Source organism: Bernardetia sp. Wsw4-3y2 (assembly GCF_037126295.1).
GTDB lineage: Bacteria > Bacteroidota > Bacteroidia > Cytophagales > Bernardetiaceae > Bernardetia.
This window is the reverse complement of record NZ_CP147017.1, coordinates 3722846-3739008: the sequence shown is the minus strand read 5'-3', so window position 1 is coordinate 3739008 and position 16163 is coordinate 3722846. Positions and strand designations below refer to the sequence as shown.

Below are 16163 nucleotides of genomic sequence, written 5' to 3'. Positions count from 1 at the left end.
TTAGTCGTTTACAATTTCATCAGGTTCACATCCTAATATCTCAAACACTTCAGTTACAAAGTCTGGAACTTGCTTTGCATCAGTCCAGCCAATTTTTTCTAGTTCTACTGGAGAAATATAATAGCAAACCCAGTCTTTTTTTTCTTGCTGTTCTGCTGTTTTATCTATTAGTTCTTGTCCTTCATATTCTTCTAAATTATAATACCTACTTGGGTGAAATTCTGCGTAGGAATAGCCCCAATTTTCAGGATTTTCTACTTTAAAATTGTAAGCCCCTTTCACTATTTTGTCATCAACAACAGAAAAAATAGTTTCTGCATCAGAGATTGGAAAAACAGCTAAAGCAAGTGTAGCTTCGTTTGAAAATTCTACACCTTGGTAAATCTTTTTAGAAATTTCATCTCGCATGTTATCTAATATGCGTACTTTTTCTAAAGCAGAATCTTGTTTAAAAATTAGTTTCATAGTACGCTGTACTTTTGTTTAAGTTTTTCTGTGATTATATTATTCTCTTCTGTTGTAATACTATCTTTTATTTGTAGTATTCTATATATATCTGTCGCTCCACCTCCTCCTATTGTAATGCCTTGAAGTGGGAAGAAATCTTTTATATGAGAATGATGCGAATGACTAAAATACTCTCCATTAACAAAGGCATTCATACTGCCAAATTGATAAGCAGAACCTCTTAAATCCCTAAATAAAAAGGGCATATTCAAGTAATTAAAAAAGCTAGGTATTAGATTTGAAGGTCCTCCTCCTCCTGCGTTATATGCAGTAAAGAGTTTCCCACTTCCATATGCTAATCTGGCAGAACCGTATAAGTAATTGCTACTATTGTCCCAAAACTCAAGTATGTTTGCATTAGCTAATTGCGTAGCTTTTCCTACAAAAAACATACTTAAAGTAGTTACACTTGTTCCTGCTAAAGAAGGTATAGAAGGATAAGTAATTTGATATTTTTGATTTGCAGAAAGATTTATATAATTGCTTTGTTTTGTTCCTCGTAGAGTCGGAGTAGATTGTGTTACACTTGGAATTCTATTAATTCTGTCTTTTATTGTTACAACTGGTGAACCATCACTTACATCACTTACACAATAAGGATCTTCAAAATTGTAGTCTAAGAGTAATTCTAACTCTCTAAACTTTATCTCTGCAAAATAATCGTTGTTTGGCATTGGCAAAGTAATGCGTCTTGCTCTTTCAACTCCATCTTGATCTGGAATAGCTACAACCGTACTTCCTGCTTGTACGATACTATCAAAAGTAGCGTTTACAATACGAGCAGGAAAAGAATAATTTGGATAAGAAATATCTATTGTAGAAGCATCTAAGAAACCTAAATCTAGGTCTACAATTCCCCAAGTGACTGTAATAGACACATTTTCGCCTATTTCTATACTTTCTTCAGAATTTGGGGCAACATCTACAACTTCAGCATCATATTCTACTCTTACATAAGAATTTGCAGCTCCTGTATTACGAATTGTAAATTTTGGTAAAGTAGGAGGTGTAGGCACTTCTCCTAGAACTGGTCTAAATATCTTATTTGTATAGTGTTTAACATTGTGAGCGTGGACATATTCGAAAGACAAACCAATAAGGTTATTATTTTTAACAGAATAAATATGTTTTATTTTTTCTGCAATAATAGGAATAAATCCTGTTTCAGCTTGCAAAAGCATTTCTCTAGAAAGTACAAAATCTTGTTTTACAACCGACTGTAAACGAGTAAGAAAAGCCGTGTTTGCTGTTCCTCCACGAGTTCCTTTTTGAGAAATGATAAATTTTTGTGCATCTGTGAGCGCATAGTTAGCAAAGTCTCTTTTGCTTGCTGTTTCATTTTCGACTTCTAAAAATTCTTCATAATCACCCTGACAAACGAGTGTATCAAATACTCCAAAACTATTTTTACTCAAAAAATATTTTGCTTCTCGGTTTGGTTGATCTGCAATTTCATACCTGAAATATTGAGATAGCAGGAACGAATTATATGCAGCATATACACTCCAAGCAATTATATTTTTTAAAGGTTGTGTAGATTTAGCTTTAATTATATCGTAACGAGTTGGAATACACTGAATATGATAACCAGGTAAGTAGTCAAAAAGTCTTACAGTTTCTTCTGTATCATCATCGTAATAGATAACACAATCTACTGTTAGATCTCTATTTGGTTGTGAGCCAAACCAATAAAGAAACTCATTTGCAAATTTTGTGGTAGATTTTGGATCTTCTACGCTTGTTAAAAATCTTCTATCTCCATCTTCTATATTCCCAAAAATCCAGTCGTCTTGCTGCTGATATGAAAAAGATTCTCTATCTAAAGCTGCATCTATTGCATCTACTAAATAGAATCTGTTTCCGAGAGAGCCTGACATTCCTTGTAGCTCTATTTGTGTTTTTACATTATCAACAACTTCAAAAATTTTTATGTAAAATGTGGGGGTTGTATGTTGTACAATCTGTGTAGCATTAAAATCAGGCGCAGGAATATTTATTCCTTCATAGTCCTGCATTTTTTGCTGTATCTCAAATTGCACAACTCCTTCAGAACTTGGCTCTTCGATTAGAGTTTCGCCTAATTTCGTAAAACTTAGCTGATTTATGTCAAAAACACCAATTTCTAGCTCTAGAAAATAAGAATTATTTAGATGCCAGTTTGCATCTGCTTGTAAGTTTACAAACACAATATTTCTAGCCCAAGATAAACGAGGTACTACACCTGATACTCTTAGAAAAGATGCGCTATTTAGAGTTACTGCCATATTATTGTCCTTGGTAATTTTTTATAGAATTCATTCTATCATCTACATCTTTAAATTCAGAGTAAACAACATAAGATTTAGATTCTCTTTTCATATTTTCAAATGCTTCTCTATTCATTCTAGTTTCTGCTATCAATCGCATCAAAAGTTCGTCTGAATTACTATTTTGATTTGTAGTATTATTAATAGTTGTGTTACTTGTTCGGATAGCCTGTTGCATTCCTGAAAAATTTGGCTGAACGGCTGCTCCGTTTGTCTGTGAACTTTGCAAAAGTGCGTTTATTAAAGGAGAATTATTTCTAGTCGTATCTTTAGAAAGAAGTAAATAAGATTCTCCTCCTTCCATTTCACCAACTTTTGCACCTGCTTTATTTATCATGGCAATTCCTCCATTTGCATGACTATCTCCAGTAATATTTATTTTTCCTCCTTTTGAGAATTTTGGAGCTTTTGGAGTTTCGGCTGTGGAAAGAACTTGTTTTGCTTTTGCTATATTTCCAATCACAACGGCAATTCCAGAAGCTATTTTTATAGCCATGTCGATTGGAGTAAGTGAAGTAGCTGCACTTTTGGACGTAATAGAAGAAATTGCACTTGCTGTATCGATTGCGATTTGAGCAAGAGTTATCATTTTTTGAAACTCTAAATAACCTGCGCTTTGCTCTCCCATCAAATTGTTCGTTGCTGTGAACAAATCTGTAAGCGTGTTTGCAAATTGGAAAGTCGCTTGTCTTTGTTTTTCGTTTTCTTCTATTGTTTTTGCAGTCTGTGATTCAGTTTGTTTGTTGTAAATCGCATCTATAGCATCAGCTTTAGCCTGTTCTAGTGCAGTTATTTCTAAGCCATGTTCTTGGGCTAATCGAATAAGTTCGTTGTACTTATTCTCAACTGCCAAGATTTCACTATCAAATTCATCTAATTGAGATTCATCGATAGTTCTTTTAGCTTCTTCTTTGGCTTGTGCTTCTTGCTCTCTGTATTTTTGTTCAATAACAGCTCTTTCTTGAGCGAACATTTCAGTCAGCTCATTTGATTTAGCTAACTTTTCAGATTCAGAAAGTTTGAATTTATCTAATTCGTCAAGCATAGCATTATACTTGTCAGCGACTGCCGAAATTTCTTTTTCTTCTTCCGAAAGCGTACTTTCAAAATTTTGTTTCTTATAATCTTGAATTTTCTTATTGAAGTCTTCGTAATCTTTTACTAATTTCTCGTAGTCTTTATTCGATTTTTTACCTGCTGCTTTATTATTTGAGGCAAAAAGTCTTTGATTATTTACTTTTATAAGTTCGTTTACTTTTGCTTCTATTAATTTTCTTTGTTCTTCTGTAGAAGTAGAGTAAAAATCTAATTCGGTCAAAATCGGATCTTTATCAGATTTGGACACTTTTTTAAGCCCTTGCACTTTAGCGATTAAGTCAGCTTGTTTTTTTGTAAAGTCTTCTAATTGTTTTGCAGCTTCTTCAGTAGAAAGTTTGGGTTTTATTTCTATTTTATCTGCTCCTTTTATGTATCCTTCTGCGAATTTTTCGCCTACTTTGACAGCATTTCCATAAGCCAAATCTTTTAGAACCTCCCAAGTTTTTGACAATGCAGATTCAAACATTTTCAAATCTCCTGTTCCAATCGCAATTAGCAAATCTTTAATAGCCATAAAGCCATCCCCAACTGTTTTAAAAAAGTTTTGAAACACTTGTTTTACGGCTGCAACTGAACCTGTTACAATTCTGCGAAATGTTTCAGATTCGTTATAAAACTCTATAAAATCTTTCTTTGCTTCTTTAATTTTTTGAGCAACATAATTAAACTGAAAAGCTAAAATTTCGACAACTGCTGCTAAAATTTTGATAGAAGATCTCCATAAATCACTCTCTCCATCAAAAATACCAAAAGCATTTATTAAGTTCCAAACTGCACCAAAAATAGTCTTTAAGCTATCCCAAAGTCTTGCAAAGACTTTTATTAAGGGCTGCAAAGATTCAGGAGCTTTCTCCGTTTTAGAAAAAAGTTTAGTGAATAATTGAAGTGCAACCTGCATAATAGGCTGAAAAGTTGAGCCAATTCCTGCAACGAATGAATTCCATGCTTTGCCTGCTTTTTCTAAAGTAGCTGCAAAATTTTGGTTTTTTATATCAAATTCTTTTTGCAACGATGTGTTTTTCTCAAATTCATCTGCTGCTAGAGCTTGTTTTTCTCTTACCAAGTCTGTATTTACTGCGAGTTGCTCCATAACTTTAACAGACTCTTGAGATTCAACTTTTAAGTTCCCTAAAACTTTGATAATCTGATCGTTATCAAGTCCTTGCATTGAATCAGCCAAACGCAGTAACATTTCGTTTGGATCATTATTAAGTAAGTTCTTAAATTCTTTTGTCGTAATTCCAATTTGTGAAGCATAGGCATCAAGATTTTTACCTGCATTCATAATAATATTTGTAATACCTCCTGATGAGACTTCAGACGTTAATGTTAGCTGACTTAGAGCAGTTCCTAAACCCATAACCTCTGAAATCTGAGGTGCTAGATTGCCTAATGTGCCAATTCTTTTCGTAAAATCAGCAATTTCAGGAGCTGCTGCATTTCCTGATGATGCTAAAGCATTAATTGATGAGCCAATTCTACTCATTGCGTCATCTGCTTTCATCTCTTTAGTTTCCTTAAATGCTTTTTGAATTCCTCCAAGAGTTTTTGTGATTTCCACAACACCTCCACTAAAATCATCTCCCAAAGCAATATTCATTTTATCGACTTGCTCTGTAAATCCTTTTATTTCTTCTTTTGGAATTCCTAATCGTCCAGCTTCTTTTGCAATATCTCGTAAAGATGATGTAGAGCTTCTAGTATCTATTTTAGAAAGTTCTGAATTTAGATTTTTCACTTCTTCAGCCGACATTCCAGTAGTTTTTTCAATATCTGAAAGAGAATCAGATATTTTTGCTGCTCCTGTGGCTATTCCAATTACAAAAGAAGTTATCCATTGAAACGCCTGCATTACTATTTCGCCTCCAATTACTCCAGCAGCCATTAAACCAAAAGATTTAAACGAGCCTGTAAATTTTTTCCAGCCTGTTTCTGTAGAATTTAGTGCAGTTCTTTGATTATTGATTTCAGAGTTTAATTCTCTAAAACGATTCGATAATTCTGTATGTTTTGCTGTTCCTTTAACTTGATTTTCAAGTTGTTTATTAACGATAGCAAGTTCTTTTTTCATTTGAGTCATCGTCATTTCAGTAGCTTTTAATGAGCTACGGTATTCGTCGACTGCTTTTGCTGCGTTCTCTGTTTTTTGGGCTGTTTGGTTAAATTGTTCTACACTTAATTCTAGTTTTTTTACTTCTGCGTTTGTTTCTGCGAATTTTTGAGCAGCAAAAGCATTACTTTTTATTTCTTTGTTTGCAGCTTTTAACCTTGTTTTATAGTTTTCTATAGAAGTAGAAAGAGCATCTACTTTAGCCTTTGCTTTTCCGTATTCTTCTGTTCCTGCTGTTGTTCCTTTTAAAGTTTGATTTGCAGACTTTAAAAGAGTATCGTATCTGCTTATAAAGATATTTAATTTATTTACTTCTTTTTGTGCAGCTTCAAATTTCTTTGCTCCTAATTCGTATTTAGCTAGTTTTTTTACTTCATTTTCGTATTTACGTACTTCTCCAGCAAGATTTTTCAATTCTCCACGCACATCAGCATGAGCCATCTCCAATTCACCTAACTTATTGATAGCTTGGTTATTGTCGATAGTTATTGTAGCCTGTATTTTGTCTTGAAAAACTGCCATTATGCGTTTACTTTTGTTTTAATTACTTTTTCTACTAAATCAAATCCGATTGCTGCGTATAATTTGGAAACTCTACCAAACCAAACTGGAGAATACCAACGTTTATCATTTTTTTGTTTTTTATTTTTACTTCCTAAAATCTCGCTTACTAGTTTTTCTCTAGTCTGTTTTTTTGATTTAATTCCTATATCCACATACCTACCGTATTTTTTAAATCGTAATTCTATAATCGTTTTATTTGCTTCTTGCTTTACGATAGAATTAAGACCTTCTCGCAGTGCTTCTGTATCTTTCACGTCAAGCCTATCAATTTCTTGACGTAAAATTTCTTCTGTTCTTGTTGCCCATTTTTGAGCAAATCGCAACATTTCTACATTCATACTTTTTTAAATTACACTTCTGGAATACAAGGAGGGTGTACACCTACATCATTAGTAGGTTTCGTATCCCTACGTCCATTCATTTTCTCTACTATTACTGTAAAATAATCTCCGTTTGTAGTAAATGTGTAAAAATTATCATCTGACGGCTGTACAATTCTATCATCTATTATTTGAGAATTTGAATTATACCTTATTATTATTCTAGTTGCCAAGTCTAAAGAATAGGATAGTTTGTATTGCCCAATTCTATTAAAACGTCCAAAACTATATGATTTTCGTCTTCCAATCGGATATGTTCTGTTGTGAGAAAAACCTTCTCCACCGTCAAAACATCCAGAAGGAACTATAATTTCTTCTTCTCGTTTTTCAAACTCTAAAAAGGGTGATAAATAGCGACTTACACAATTTATTTCGATAATGTACACATTTGGATCAGCAGGCTTTCCACCTGTTTTTTGTGACACCGAAAAACTCGCCCAATCTTCTTCTGTACCAATTGCTTTCCAAGCTTCATTTCCATTTTTTACTAAAATGGCTACTGGCTCGTCTTGAAGTTGTGTAATTTCTTTTAGAATATTTGGTCTGTCCTTGGGAACGGAAAATTGAAAATTTTGAGTGTAATAAGAGCCAAACTCATTTGAATTTGTCGGTTGCTCATAATCGCCTAATAAGGGCGTATGATAACAAATAGGGAATACATTTTCTAGAGTATCATTTGCAGAAATATTAATAGTTCCTTCTCCACGATAACGAGCATAAAGGACCTGGTTAATCTCAAAATTGCTTCTTTTTAGAATGCGTATTTGACAAAAACCTCCTTTGTTGTCTTCTGCTCTATCGTATCTAGTAATTAAGTCCATTTCGAAGGATTATATTTTAATAAACTATTTGCATCACTTTTTATATCAAATTCTACAAACCAACCATAAGCATTATCACCCAAACGCCCTATGTAGGGGGCTTTTACAGTATTAAGGTCAAAGTCTGAAATAAAAGCAGGACATAATTCGCCTGTGTCATGCATTTCTCTATCGTATAAGATTTTTGAAAGAATGTCTGCACAAATTTCAAAAAGCGCATCACTTTTTCGGTCTTGCTCTCTAAAATCATTTTCTTTCACATTCTGAATTACTGCAAATCCTGCTTGCATATTCAGAGTTTTTGCTTCATCAGGAGCTTCTTCAAAACCTGCTTCAAAATTATAGAGAATTAAACAAGGCTCTTTTGTGTCTAATTTTGAGCGAAGTCCTCCCAAAAGTTCGTCGATGTTGCCCGTAACAAAACGAGTTCGTTTTTCTTCAGGATTATGAGAAATAGCTTTTAGATTTCTTGCAATCCACTCAAAATAATTTATGTATTCTTCTACCATTTACGTATTGTTTTTTTCATATTCTCTTTCCAATTCTTCGTTACGAATAATTTTTTTATTTAGAGAAAAAAGAACAGTATGTAATTCTATTTCTGCTACTTCCTCCATTTTTGTAATGTCAGAAGACAAATCATCTAAAATTCCTGCCCAACCAAAATCTTGTTTGTTTCCTGCTCCTTTGCCTCCTGAAAAAACAGAAGAGTACATTTTCACAAGTCTTTCACGATTACCCATGTACCAAAGTAGAAATAGCTGCTTTTTCTCAAAAGTTAGCTTTTCAAAACACTTACTTTCTTTTTCTATTTCTCCTGCATCAAACTTGAAAATAATTTTGCCCTTTTCTTTTTGAGGCTTTAGATAAAAACAAGCAAGCATTTTATTCAAATATTTTTCTTCGGTTGTTTTTTGTAAAAGAAGAAAATTACTATCTGCTGTCGCCCATTGCCAAAATTGAGATTCATCAAAATTTTTACAAACTCTATTATTTATTTTTGTCAAAAATAATTTTGTAGGCAAATCTTCCTTTTTGAAGAGAAATTCAGTAAGAGCAATAATTTTCCACAAATCTTTTTTTTGCAATTGTTTTAGATAAGCCAAAAATTTGTAGTCAGATGGTTTATAAAATTTCAGATTAAAAAGCTCTTTCACTACTCTAAAACGCAAAGAAATACAGTCTTGAAAACGAAGCAATTTGATTAATACAAGTGCTTGTTTTAAGGAAAAAAGCTCATCCCATTTTGCAGGAATGAGCTTTTGTAAACTTCTTTTGTCGCTATGTAATTGTAGTTTGTTCAACTTTAGTTTTCTCTAATTTCTTTGTACAAGACAGCAAGTTCAATAGCTTCTTCTACTACATCACTTGCTTTTTTGATTAATTCTAAAGATTTTTCAACTAAACTCTCTACTTTGTCATTTTTGAGATCTAAGTCTTTTTTGACAAACTCAATAAGCTCTTGACGTTTAAGTGGATTTTTGAGGTGCTTAGTTTGCTGTGCAGCAGCTTTCACATTTTTGAGTTTTGAGAGTTTTCCTACTAAAATCATTGTTTCAGAAAAAGTCTCTTGTGTTTCTACTTTTTTGTCTTCCAAGACACGTTCAGCAGATTCAGCAGCATCAATAGTAAAAGACACGACATTTTTTAAGTCGTCTATATTTTCAACTTGGTTGTTCATTTTATATAAAATTGAGATTAATAAAAACAGTTCTGTTAATTGAAAGCTCAATTTCCTTATATCTTGTACCTAAAAAAACCCCCCGTAAATTAGTTTTTTGAGATTTTTTGAGAATAAAAAAGCCTTTCAAATTAGATTTTGAAAGGTTTATCTTTGTATTCTTTTTTGAATTTTTCGTACAACTCTTGGCTTAATAGAATCTTATTGCCTATTTTTAAGCAGTTTACTATTTCTCCTGTGTATTCTCTAAACTCTCTTTTAGTTTGTATATCACAAAAACTAATAAATTTTTCAAATGGTAAATGTGGAGAGATTTCTATTTTATAACTCATATTTGTATTTCGTTATCCATTTTTTGTTTAATTTACATAAAGTAAATATACCTAAAAAAGCCTTTCAAATTAACTTTAAAAGGCTTTTTTCGATGATTCTAAGCAAATTTTGTATCTCCATCTGCTTTTATTGCTGTAAGCAGTGTAATTAGATTTGTGAATTTTGTTTGTTCATAATTTTCGATTCTCAAATCAAGACCTTCCAAATCTTTGATTTTGTAGTCTTTGTTTTCTAAATCGAAAGTAACATTGACACTTATTTTGTCATCTCCTGTTCCTTGTTCATATTTTGCAAAGTGTGTAGTGTCCATAATGGTAAATTTGGTAATTGGTTATAAAAAAAGAATTTTTCTATCTTTCTGACAATCACAAACTGTTTTGTGTCTGTGGCATTTTTCGCAACACTCTATTTTTTTTGGTTCTTCAGGATATTGCTCTTCAACTTCAACAAAACTTCTTCGATTTTCTTTTAGATAATATACAAGTTCTTGAAGTTCTAAATCTCCTTGTTCCTCGTAGCTCATACGAGCTTGTGCATAAATATTTGGTTCTGATGCGATCTTGCCGTTGATGGTTTGTGTATTGTTTGTTGCTGTCGTCGTAATCCCATCTTCATCTATGATAATCGTTTTGACTTTCATGAACTCAGACATAGTAAGTTTTGCTAGAGCTGTTCTTGCTTTCTCTAAAACTTCTATATTTTTTTCAGAAACGTCATTTTTTTGAGTTTGAAGAAGAATTTTTTCAAATAACTTTTCGCATTGTGTAAAAATGCGAGTTCTTTGAATACGTTTCAAATGTGGCTTTAATTCGGTAAATAAAAGCCTGTTTTCGTGGATAAAAACATATTCATTGAATGTTTTTGCATTATTTATTAAACACTCGGTTGCTTCTGTAAATGCTTCTGATTGATGCCAAATAGGAAAATTTTTAAAGTTTTCGGTTAGAAATTCCAAACATTCCTCTATGGCATCGTAAGCATTTTTAGTATAATGCCTTTGTAGGTTCTGAATTTGCCAAGGGAAAGCTGTTTTTTTGTTTTCTGTTGAAACGATATGAATACCTGCATCTGAGATTTGTACTTGAAGTTCTGGCAGTTTGTGAGCAAATGCAAAATTAGCTACAATTCTTTTGCAATGGTCTAAAAGTTCTATATCTAGCTCTTTAAGTTTTTCAGCTTCTAATTTTTTGATTAGGTCCTTGTATTGTTTTTTAGAAATTGCACGAAATAGATGTTTTCTTGTAACTACTCGCAACGATTCTTTTATATTTAGAAAGTCGCAGCTTATATTTACAGAAATGTATTCTTGTACTTCTTCTATATTTTTGAAAAGTAGTTTCATTTATTTTGAGCAATAAAATAGTTATTAATTCCAGTCGTAATAGCTTTAGCACATAATCTTTTTCCTCCTGAACTCATTAGGAATCCTAAATCTTTACGATTAGTCATAAATGCACATTCAACGGTTACAGATGGGCAAAGTGTCTTTCTCAAAACCATGTAATTCCAACCTACAGCTTTACTTCTGTCAAAACTCCAAGCTCTATCTGGCAAACCTGTGACCTCTACCATTTCCTTATGTATAGCAATAGCCAGTTTTTCACCTTCCTTACTATATTGAATTTTTTGCTCGCCATTTTTGTCTGTTACTATTCTTTTCCAAAAAAAGCTAACAGTACCACTCGCATTTGTAAACTCTATTTTCTTTGGATTTGGCTGATGAGCATTACAATGAACATCTATACAAATTACTTTTTTTCCTTTTGCTTGAGCTTCAAGAGTAATTCGGTTTATATGTCCAATTACTACATTTAAAGCTTTAATTTCGTCTATTCCTTCATAATCGTATGGATTGGCTATGACAGATTCATAACCTAAATCTTCTACCATTGGTATTGCTTTTTCAACAATCCATTTGTTAAGTTGATACTCTTTTACTATCGTACCATCATCTAACTTAGGAGTTTCTTTTCCAATAGTGTCAAGTCCGTGTCCAATTCTGAAAATAACAAGATTTTTTTTGTTAAGATTATCTTTTATGTCTACTTTTTCGCATTGCTCCTTTTCAATTTCTTCAGTCAAAACTTCAATAGGCTCTTTGTCCTCATATTTATCTGTATCAACAGTAATAGGAATATTTATGATTATTTCATCATCTATGATTTCTTCTTTTTTTTCTTTCCAAATTTTCAGAAAAACCAATAACGGTTTTATAATTCTCCAAATCATATAATTAAAAATTTTGCGCTCAGTTTACTAAAAAAATAATTGAATTTGTTTTTTACTCTGCTATAGTTTCTCGTTTTTTTGGAGCAACTTCATCCTTCGTTTGAAGGAAAGCCTTTTTAAAACGAAACTCTAATACTTGTCCATACTTTGCATTCCAGCCATTGTATTCCGAAATAAATTGTAGGGGTTCTAATATTAGTTTTTCGTAAGGATGATTAAGAATAAGGTAGAAGTTTGCTAGTTCACGCACGTCAGAGCCTGAACCAGAGCCTTGTCCAGATTTGCCTGGTGCGTTGCCTAATAGTTGTGCAGGGGTTTGTAAAGCATATAAAATGTGACTAGATGCTTCTTGTGAATCCTCTATATAAGTACCATCCTTTAACTTATTATCGATGGGTACAATCTCCCAAGATGGATATTCTTTTTTTGTAGCCTCATCAAACTTAAAATCAACCATGATTGATTTTCCTGCGTTTTCATTTCCTGACAGAAAATTTTCAAATTGTTCTAAGGCTTCTTTTTTAAGTTTTATCTTATCGTCATTACTGAAAGAATCCCAACCTTTAGAATCTTTATTCTTTGGATAACGCCATTTCCAATAGTACTCAGGTACTTTAATTAAGTACTTGGCTGTAATTTGATTTTTCATAAGGGCTTTTTTGAATGCAGGAATTGCTTTTGCAACATCTAACCAACCACTTTTTATGATTGAATACCAGGGTGCTGTTTGGTAATATATTTTACCTGTAGGAATTGATAAAGGAAAAATATATTTGTGTGATTTCCCTTGTCTTATTTCTTCTGTGTTGTGTGTATAAATATCAATAACAGGAACTGTTATCGCACCTGAAATGTCTGAAGGTTTATCTTTCCAATTTGTTTTTATAAAACAATTCTTGATAAAGCCTTTTCTATCTTGTTTTTCCCATCTACAGAAGTTGGCTTCCTGCGCTAAAATTGAGATTACTTTTTTCTTATCTACACTAAGTACAAATTCAGGAAATACATTATTAAACTTATATAAATCATCAGCTGCTTTGAGGGTATAGCGATTTACATTTGATTTCCAAAGAAATTTTTGAATTTCTGAGTCTATAATAGGTGTAAATACCTCTTCTCTATCAATAATTTCCCGATAGCCATATTCAATACCTATTCCGTTGAGCATTCTAGCTTTAAAATCTAATGTAGAAGGAATAATACTACTCCCTTCAATTTCTTTATTTAGCGTATCAGGAAAGTCGTTGTTCTGTCCCCAATAAGCAACTTCAGATTTTGAATAGTTTTCATCTTGCCTTCTTTCGATTGGATTCGTAGGCATTGGAGAAGAAGTCGTTTTTGCATAGAAAATAAAATCACTTCCATCTGAGTGTAAAACGCTTGCATCTGGATTCGCTATGTAGTTAGATTTTGACATTAAATTACGACTTCTTGACCGTTAAATTTTATAATTAAATGGATATGAATTTTGCGAGTTTGTCCGTTTGGAAGCAGAAGGTTGCGAGTAGCATTTTCTTTTTCGTTTGGAGGAGTTGATATTGATTCTTTACTTTTTGTTTTTTTTGATTTTTGCCTTGAAATTTTATGAAGTCTAACGTTATGTAGAGTAAGAAATTCACCTCCTTTATCCCTTTCTAAATCGCACGTAATTACGGTACAAGAAAAAGTTCTACCTTCTTTTGTAACTGGATCAACCGTTTCAATTTCTTCTAAGACTTTTGATAATGAAATCATTTTAAAATTGATACTGCTATTGAAATAATGCCAAGAACCATTGCTAAAAAACCAATAAATTTATTTATGCCTACGAGTTGTTGATTTTTATCGCTTAATCCTTTTACAACAGATTCTAGTATTTTTACCCTAGTTTTTAGTCCACCATCTCCATCATCTTTAGCTCCATAAATTTCTACATTGAGCGTATTTACGATTTTTAATTCTGCTTTAATTTCTTTGTAGTATTCTTCAGAAGTTGAAACTTGACTTTTTACAACTCCTAAATCACTACTAATTTGATGAAGAAAAGCACCAATAGTTTTCTCAGTAACTTCGTTAATCATTTTAAATTTCAGTTTATTTATTCACGAAGGAACTTATATTTTTTAGCGTAAAAAACCCCCCGTAATTTAGGTTTTTGAGATTTTTGAATAAAAATTGCTCTAACCTAAAAAAAAGAAACTGTCAAAAAGGCTTCGCCCCAAGCGAATGTTTTTTTGACAGTTTCTTTTTTTGCCGTCAAAATCCTTGAAAACCCCTAAAAACTGGTTGCAACGCTTCCTTTTTTTAGGGGTTTTCAAGGATTTTGAGTATGCCCTCGCCCAAACGCACAAAATCTACCCCCAAAAATGACTTTTGAGAGTAGAAAAAATTTTAAAAAATGATGTTGATTAAATATATTTTAATTCCCACTTACCTTTTATTTCTTGCTCTTCGCATGTGTCAGAGTAATAAATAAATGAGCCTTTAAAAAAATTATTTAATTTTTGCTCTGTTATTTGAGTTAGTGCAAAATCTTCTAAAATTTCGCTTAAAAATTGAGAAGGTTTTTTTATATCAAACTCAAAAGTTACTAAAATTTGCTTTTTCATAATTCAATAGGTTCGACTTGTAGATTGGAAAACAAATAAGAAAGATAATATTTTGCTTTTTCGTTTTTTGTGTCTTCTTTTTGTTCTTGCTCTTCCTGTACCTTCTCTTTTTTCTTTGGTTTTGACCAAAACAAAAAGCCTTTTGAACCTTTTTTCACTTTAAAACCCTCTTCTTTCCAGCCTTTGAAAGTATTAAATTTTTCTACTCCGTATTTTTTTGAGTAGTATTTTTTAAGGATATCGTTCATTTTCTCACAATCTTCGAAATATTTTGCTGTTTGATAGTCCATTTCTATAGCAAATTCTAAATCTCTGCAAAGACTAGAGAGAAAAAAATATTTTTCCTTTCGTGTAGTGCCGTATTCTTCAGCATGTTCGTTTTGAACTTCGGTTTTTTCTTGTATATTTGTCATGTGATATTTAGTTTGATTGCAAAATTAAATTGAATATATAACCCTTGAAAGTTTGCCGACTGACAAGGGTTTTTTTGTTAAAATATTGGAGGGGTTTCCATTCTGGTAATTATAAAAGCATCTTGCAAATGATGTGTTTCTATTTTAAAAACATCACCTTTGTAAACAGCATCAGTAATTTCTAAGATTGGTACTTTTGCGTAGTATTTCCCATAACTTAAATATGTAACGGTTTTTTGATTTACGCTTTTTACTTTTCTCCAAACTCCTCGACTTTTTATATAGAAAGCATTTTTCAATGTTTTTTTATCAAAGACTTTGACACCATTTTCAATTAATTCATTCAGTTTAACTAATAAAAAAGCCTTTTCTTGGTTTTTGCGTTTTAGGGAATCAAAGAAAAATTCTAGTCTAAGCAATTTTTTTTCTTTTTGCTCTTCTTCTTCTATTTTATTTATAGTTTCGGATGCCTTCGGTAGATACTTCTCTAAATCTTTAATTTCTTTATCTACTTTTATTAGTTGTCTTTGTATATAAATAGGGTCTAAGTATTGATTTTGTTGTGCTGTTTCTTGACTTGTTGCTGCTCTATCTAAGAAATAATCACTTTTTTTGTATTCTTCAAATCCTTTATCATACCTTCGCATGACTCCTTCTTTGTGATTGCGAAAACTTCGTCCTCCTGAAGTATTCATGTACGGTTGTGTAAGCCATGACCAATCTTTTCTATATTTATTAAAATCGCTTTGCAAAATTTCAGCTCTTTTAGTTGCATTTTTTGCATATTGCTCAAAACGTTCGACTCTGTTTTCAGCTCGTTCGATTTTTTTCTCTAAACTCTCTTCAAAAGTCCTTACTTCTTCTTTGCCTTTAAACTCAAAATTGAATTTTTTAATAACTTCTTGCACTGAATAATTTATATACTTGCCTTTTGAAACCCAAGCTTTTGACCATCTCGAAAAAAGGAAGTATTTTTTTATTTCCTGCTTTTCCTCTCTTGATAAATTAGTATAATCAGATTTATCAAAATTCAAAACTGCCTTGCTGTCGGCATTTATTGTGTATGTTCTCATCTGTGATATTTAGTTTTGATTGAAATTTTATTTAAAAGCCTTGTAAATTGCCGTTTACAA

18 protein-coding genes are annotated in these 16163 nt (G+C 32.1%); all 18 read right to left on the bottom strand.

The window, feature by feature from the left end; translation table 11 throughout:
- Entirely contained in the window at positions 1-465 is a 465-nt protein-coding gene (locus V9L05_RS15350) for a hypothetical protein (protein WP_338812742.1), read from the bottom strand.
- Positions 462-2771 carry a hypothetical protein gene (locus V9L05_RS15345; protein ID WP_338812741.1) on the bottom strand — a complete coding sequence of 770 codons (2310 nt, stop codon included), beginning with the start codon at positions 2769-2771 and terminating at the stop codon, positions 462-464. The genes V9L05_RS15350 and V9L05_RS15345 overlap by 4 nt, the downstream gene beginning before the upstream one ends.
- Position 2772: 1 nt before the next feature.
- Positions 2773-6543 (bottom strand): phage tail tape measure protein, encoded by a 3771-nt coding sequence (locus V9L05_RS15340; protein WP_338812740.1) that lies wholly within the window; start codon positions 6541-6543, stop codon positions 2773-2775.
- Entirely contained in the window at positions 6543-6923 is a 381-nt protein-coding gene (locus V9L05_RS15335) for a hypothetical protein (RefSeq protein ID WP_338812739.1), read from the bottom strand. The genes V9L05_RS15340 and V9L05_RS15335 overlap by 1 nt, the downstream gene beginning before the upstream one ends.
- An 11-nt stretch (positions 6924-6934) precedes the next feature.
- Positions 6935-7786 carry a hypothetical protein gene (locus V9L05_RS15330; RefSeq protein ID WP_338812738.1) on the bottom strand — a complete coding sequence of 284 codons (852 nt, stop codon included), beginning with the start codon at positions 7784-7786 and terminating at the stop codon, positions 6935-6937.
- Positions 7777-8295, bottom strand: a complete 519-nt coding sequence (locus V9L05_RS15325; RefSeq protein WP_338812737.1) for a hypothetical protein — start codon at positions 8293-8295, stop codon at positions 7777-7779. The genes V9L05_RS15330 and V9L05_RS15325 overlap by 10 nt, the downstream gene beginning before the upstream one ends.
- Positions 8296-9090 carry a hypothetical protein gene (locus V9L05_RS15320; protein ID WP_338812736.1) on the bottom strand — a complete coding sequence of 265 codons (795 nt, stop codon included), beginning with the start codon at positions 9088-9090 and terminating at the stop codon, positions 8296-8298. It lies immediately after the preceding gene.
- A 2-nt stretch (positions 9091-9092) separates the two neighbouring features.
- A complete protein-coding gene (locus tag V9L05_RS15315; protein WP_338812735.1) occupies positions 9093-9467 on the bottom strand; it encodes a hypothetical protein in 375 nt (124 codons plus the stop codon).
- A 131-nt stretch (positions 9468-9598) separates the two neighbouring features.
- The gene (locus V9L05_RS15310; RefSeq protein WP_338812734.1) at positions 9599-9799 is read right to left on the bottom strand and encodes a hypothetical protein; all 201 of its coding nucleotides are present in this window, start codon (positions 9797-9799) and stop codon (positions 9599-9601) included.
- 98 nt (positions 9800-9897) lie between these two features.
- Positions 9898-10110, bottom strand: coding sequence for a hypothetical protein (locus tag V9L05_RS15305; RefSeq protein ID WP_338812733.1), 213 nt, complete (start codon positions 10108-10110; stop codon positions 9898-9900).
- Positions 10111-10131: 21 nt separating this feature from the next.
- Positions 10132-11142, bottom strand: coding sequence for a DUF6712 family protein (locus tag V9L05_RS15300; RefSeq protein WP_338812732.1), 1011 nt, complete (start codon positions 11140-11142; stop codon positions 10132-10134).
- On the bottom strand, positions 11139-12029 hold the full coding sequence (locus tag V9L05_RS15295; RefSeq protein WP_338812731.1) for an N-acetylmuramoyl-L-alanine amidase: 891 nt from the start codon (positions 12027-12029) through the stop codon (positions 11139-11141). The genes V9L05_RS15300 and V9L05_RS15295 overlap by 4 nt, the downstream gene beginning before the upstream one ends.
- Before the next feature lie 52 nt (positions 12030-12081).
- Entirely contained in the window at positions 12082-13446 is a 1365-nt protein-coding gene (locus V9L05_RS15290) for a hypothetical protein (RefSeq protein ID WP_338812730.1), read from the bottom strand.
- Positions 13446-13763 (bottom strand): hypothetical protein, encoded by a 318-nt coding sequence (locus V9L05_RS15285; RefSeq protein WP_338812729.1) that lies wholly within the window; start codon positions 13761-13763, stop codon positions 13446-13448. The genes V9L05_RS15290 and V9L05_RS15285 overlap by 1 nt, the downstream gene beginning before the upstream one ends.
- Positions 13760-14089 (bottom strand): hypothetical protein, encoded by a 330-nt coding sequence (locus V9L05_RS15280; protein WP_338812728.1) that lies wholly within the window; start codon positions 14087-14089, stop codon positions 13760-13762. Before V9L05_RS15280 ends, V9L05_RS15285 begins: the two co-directional genes overlap by 4 nt.
- Before the next feature lie 327 nt (positions 14090-14416).
- Positions 14417-14617 carry a hypothetical protein gene (locus tag V9L05_RS15275; protein ID WP_338812727.1) on the bottom strand — a complete coding sequence of 67 codons (201 nt, stop codon included), beginning with the start codon at positions 14615-14617 and terminating at the stop codon, positions 14417-14419.
- A complete protein-coding gene (locus tag V9L05_RS15270) occupies positions 14614-15030 on the bottom strand; it encodes an ArdC-like ssDNA-binding domain-containing protein (protein WP_338812726.1) in 417 nt (138 codons plus the stop codon). Before V9L05_RS15270 ends, V9L05_RS15275 begins: the two co-directional genes overlap by 4 nt.
- Positions 15031-15107: 77 nt before the next feature.
- A complete protein-coding gene (locus tag V9L05_RS15265) occupies positions 15108-16103 on the bottom strand; it encodes a hypothetical protein (RefSeq protein ID WP_338812725.1) in 996 nt (331 codons plus the stop codon).
- Positions 16104-16163: the final 60 nt, after the last annotated feature.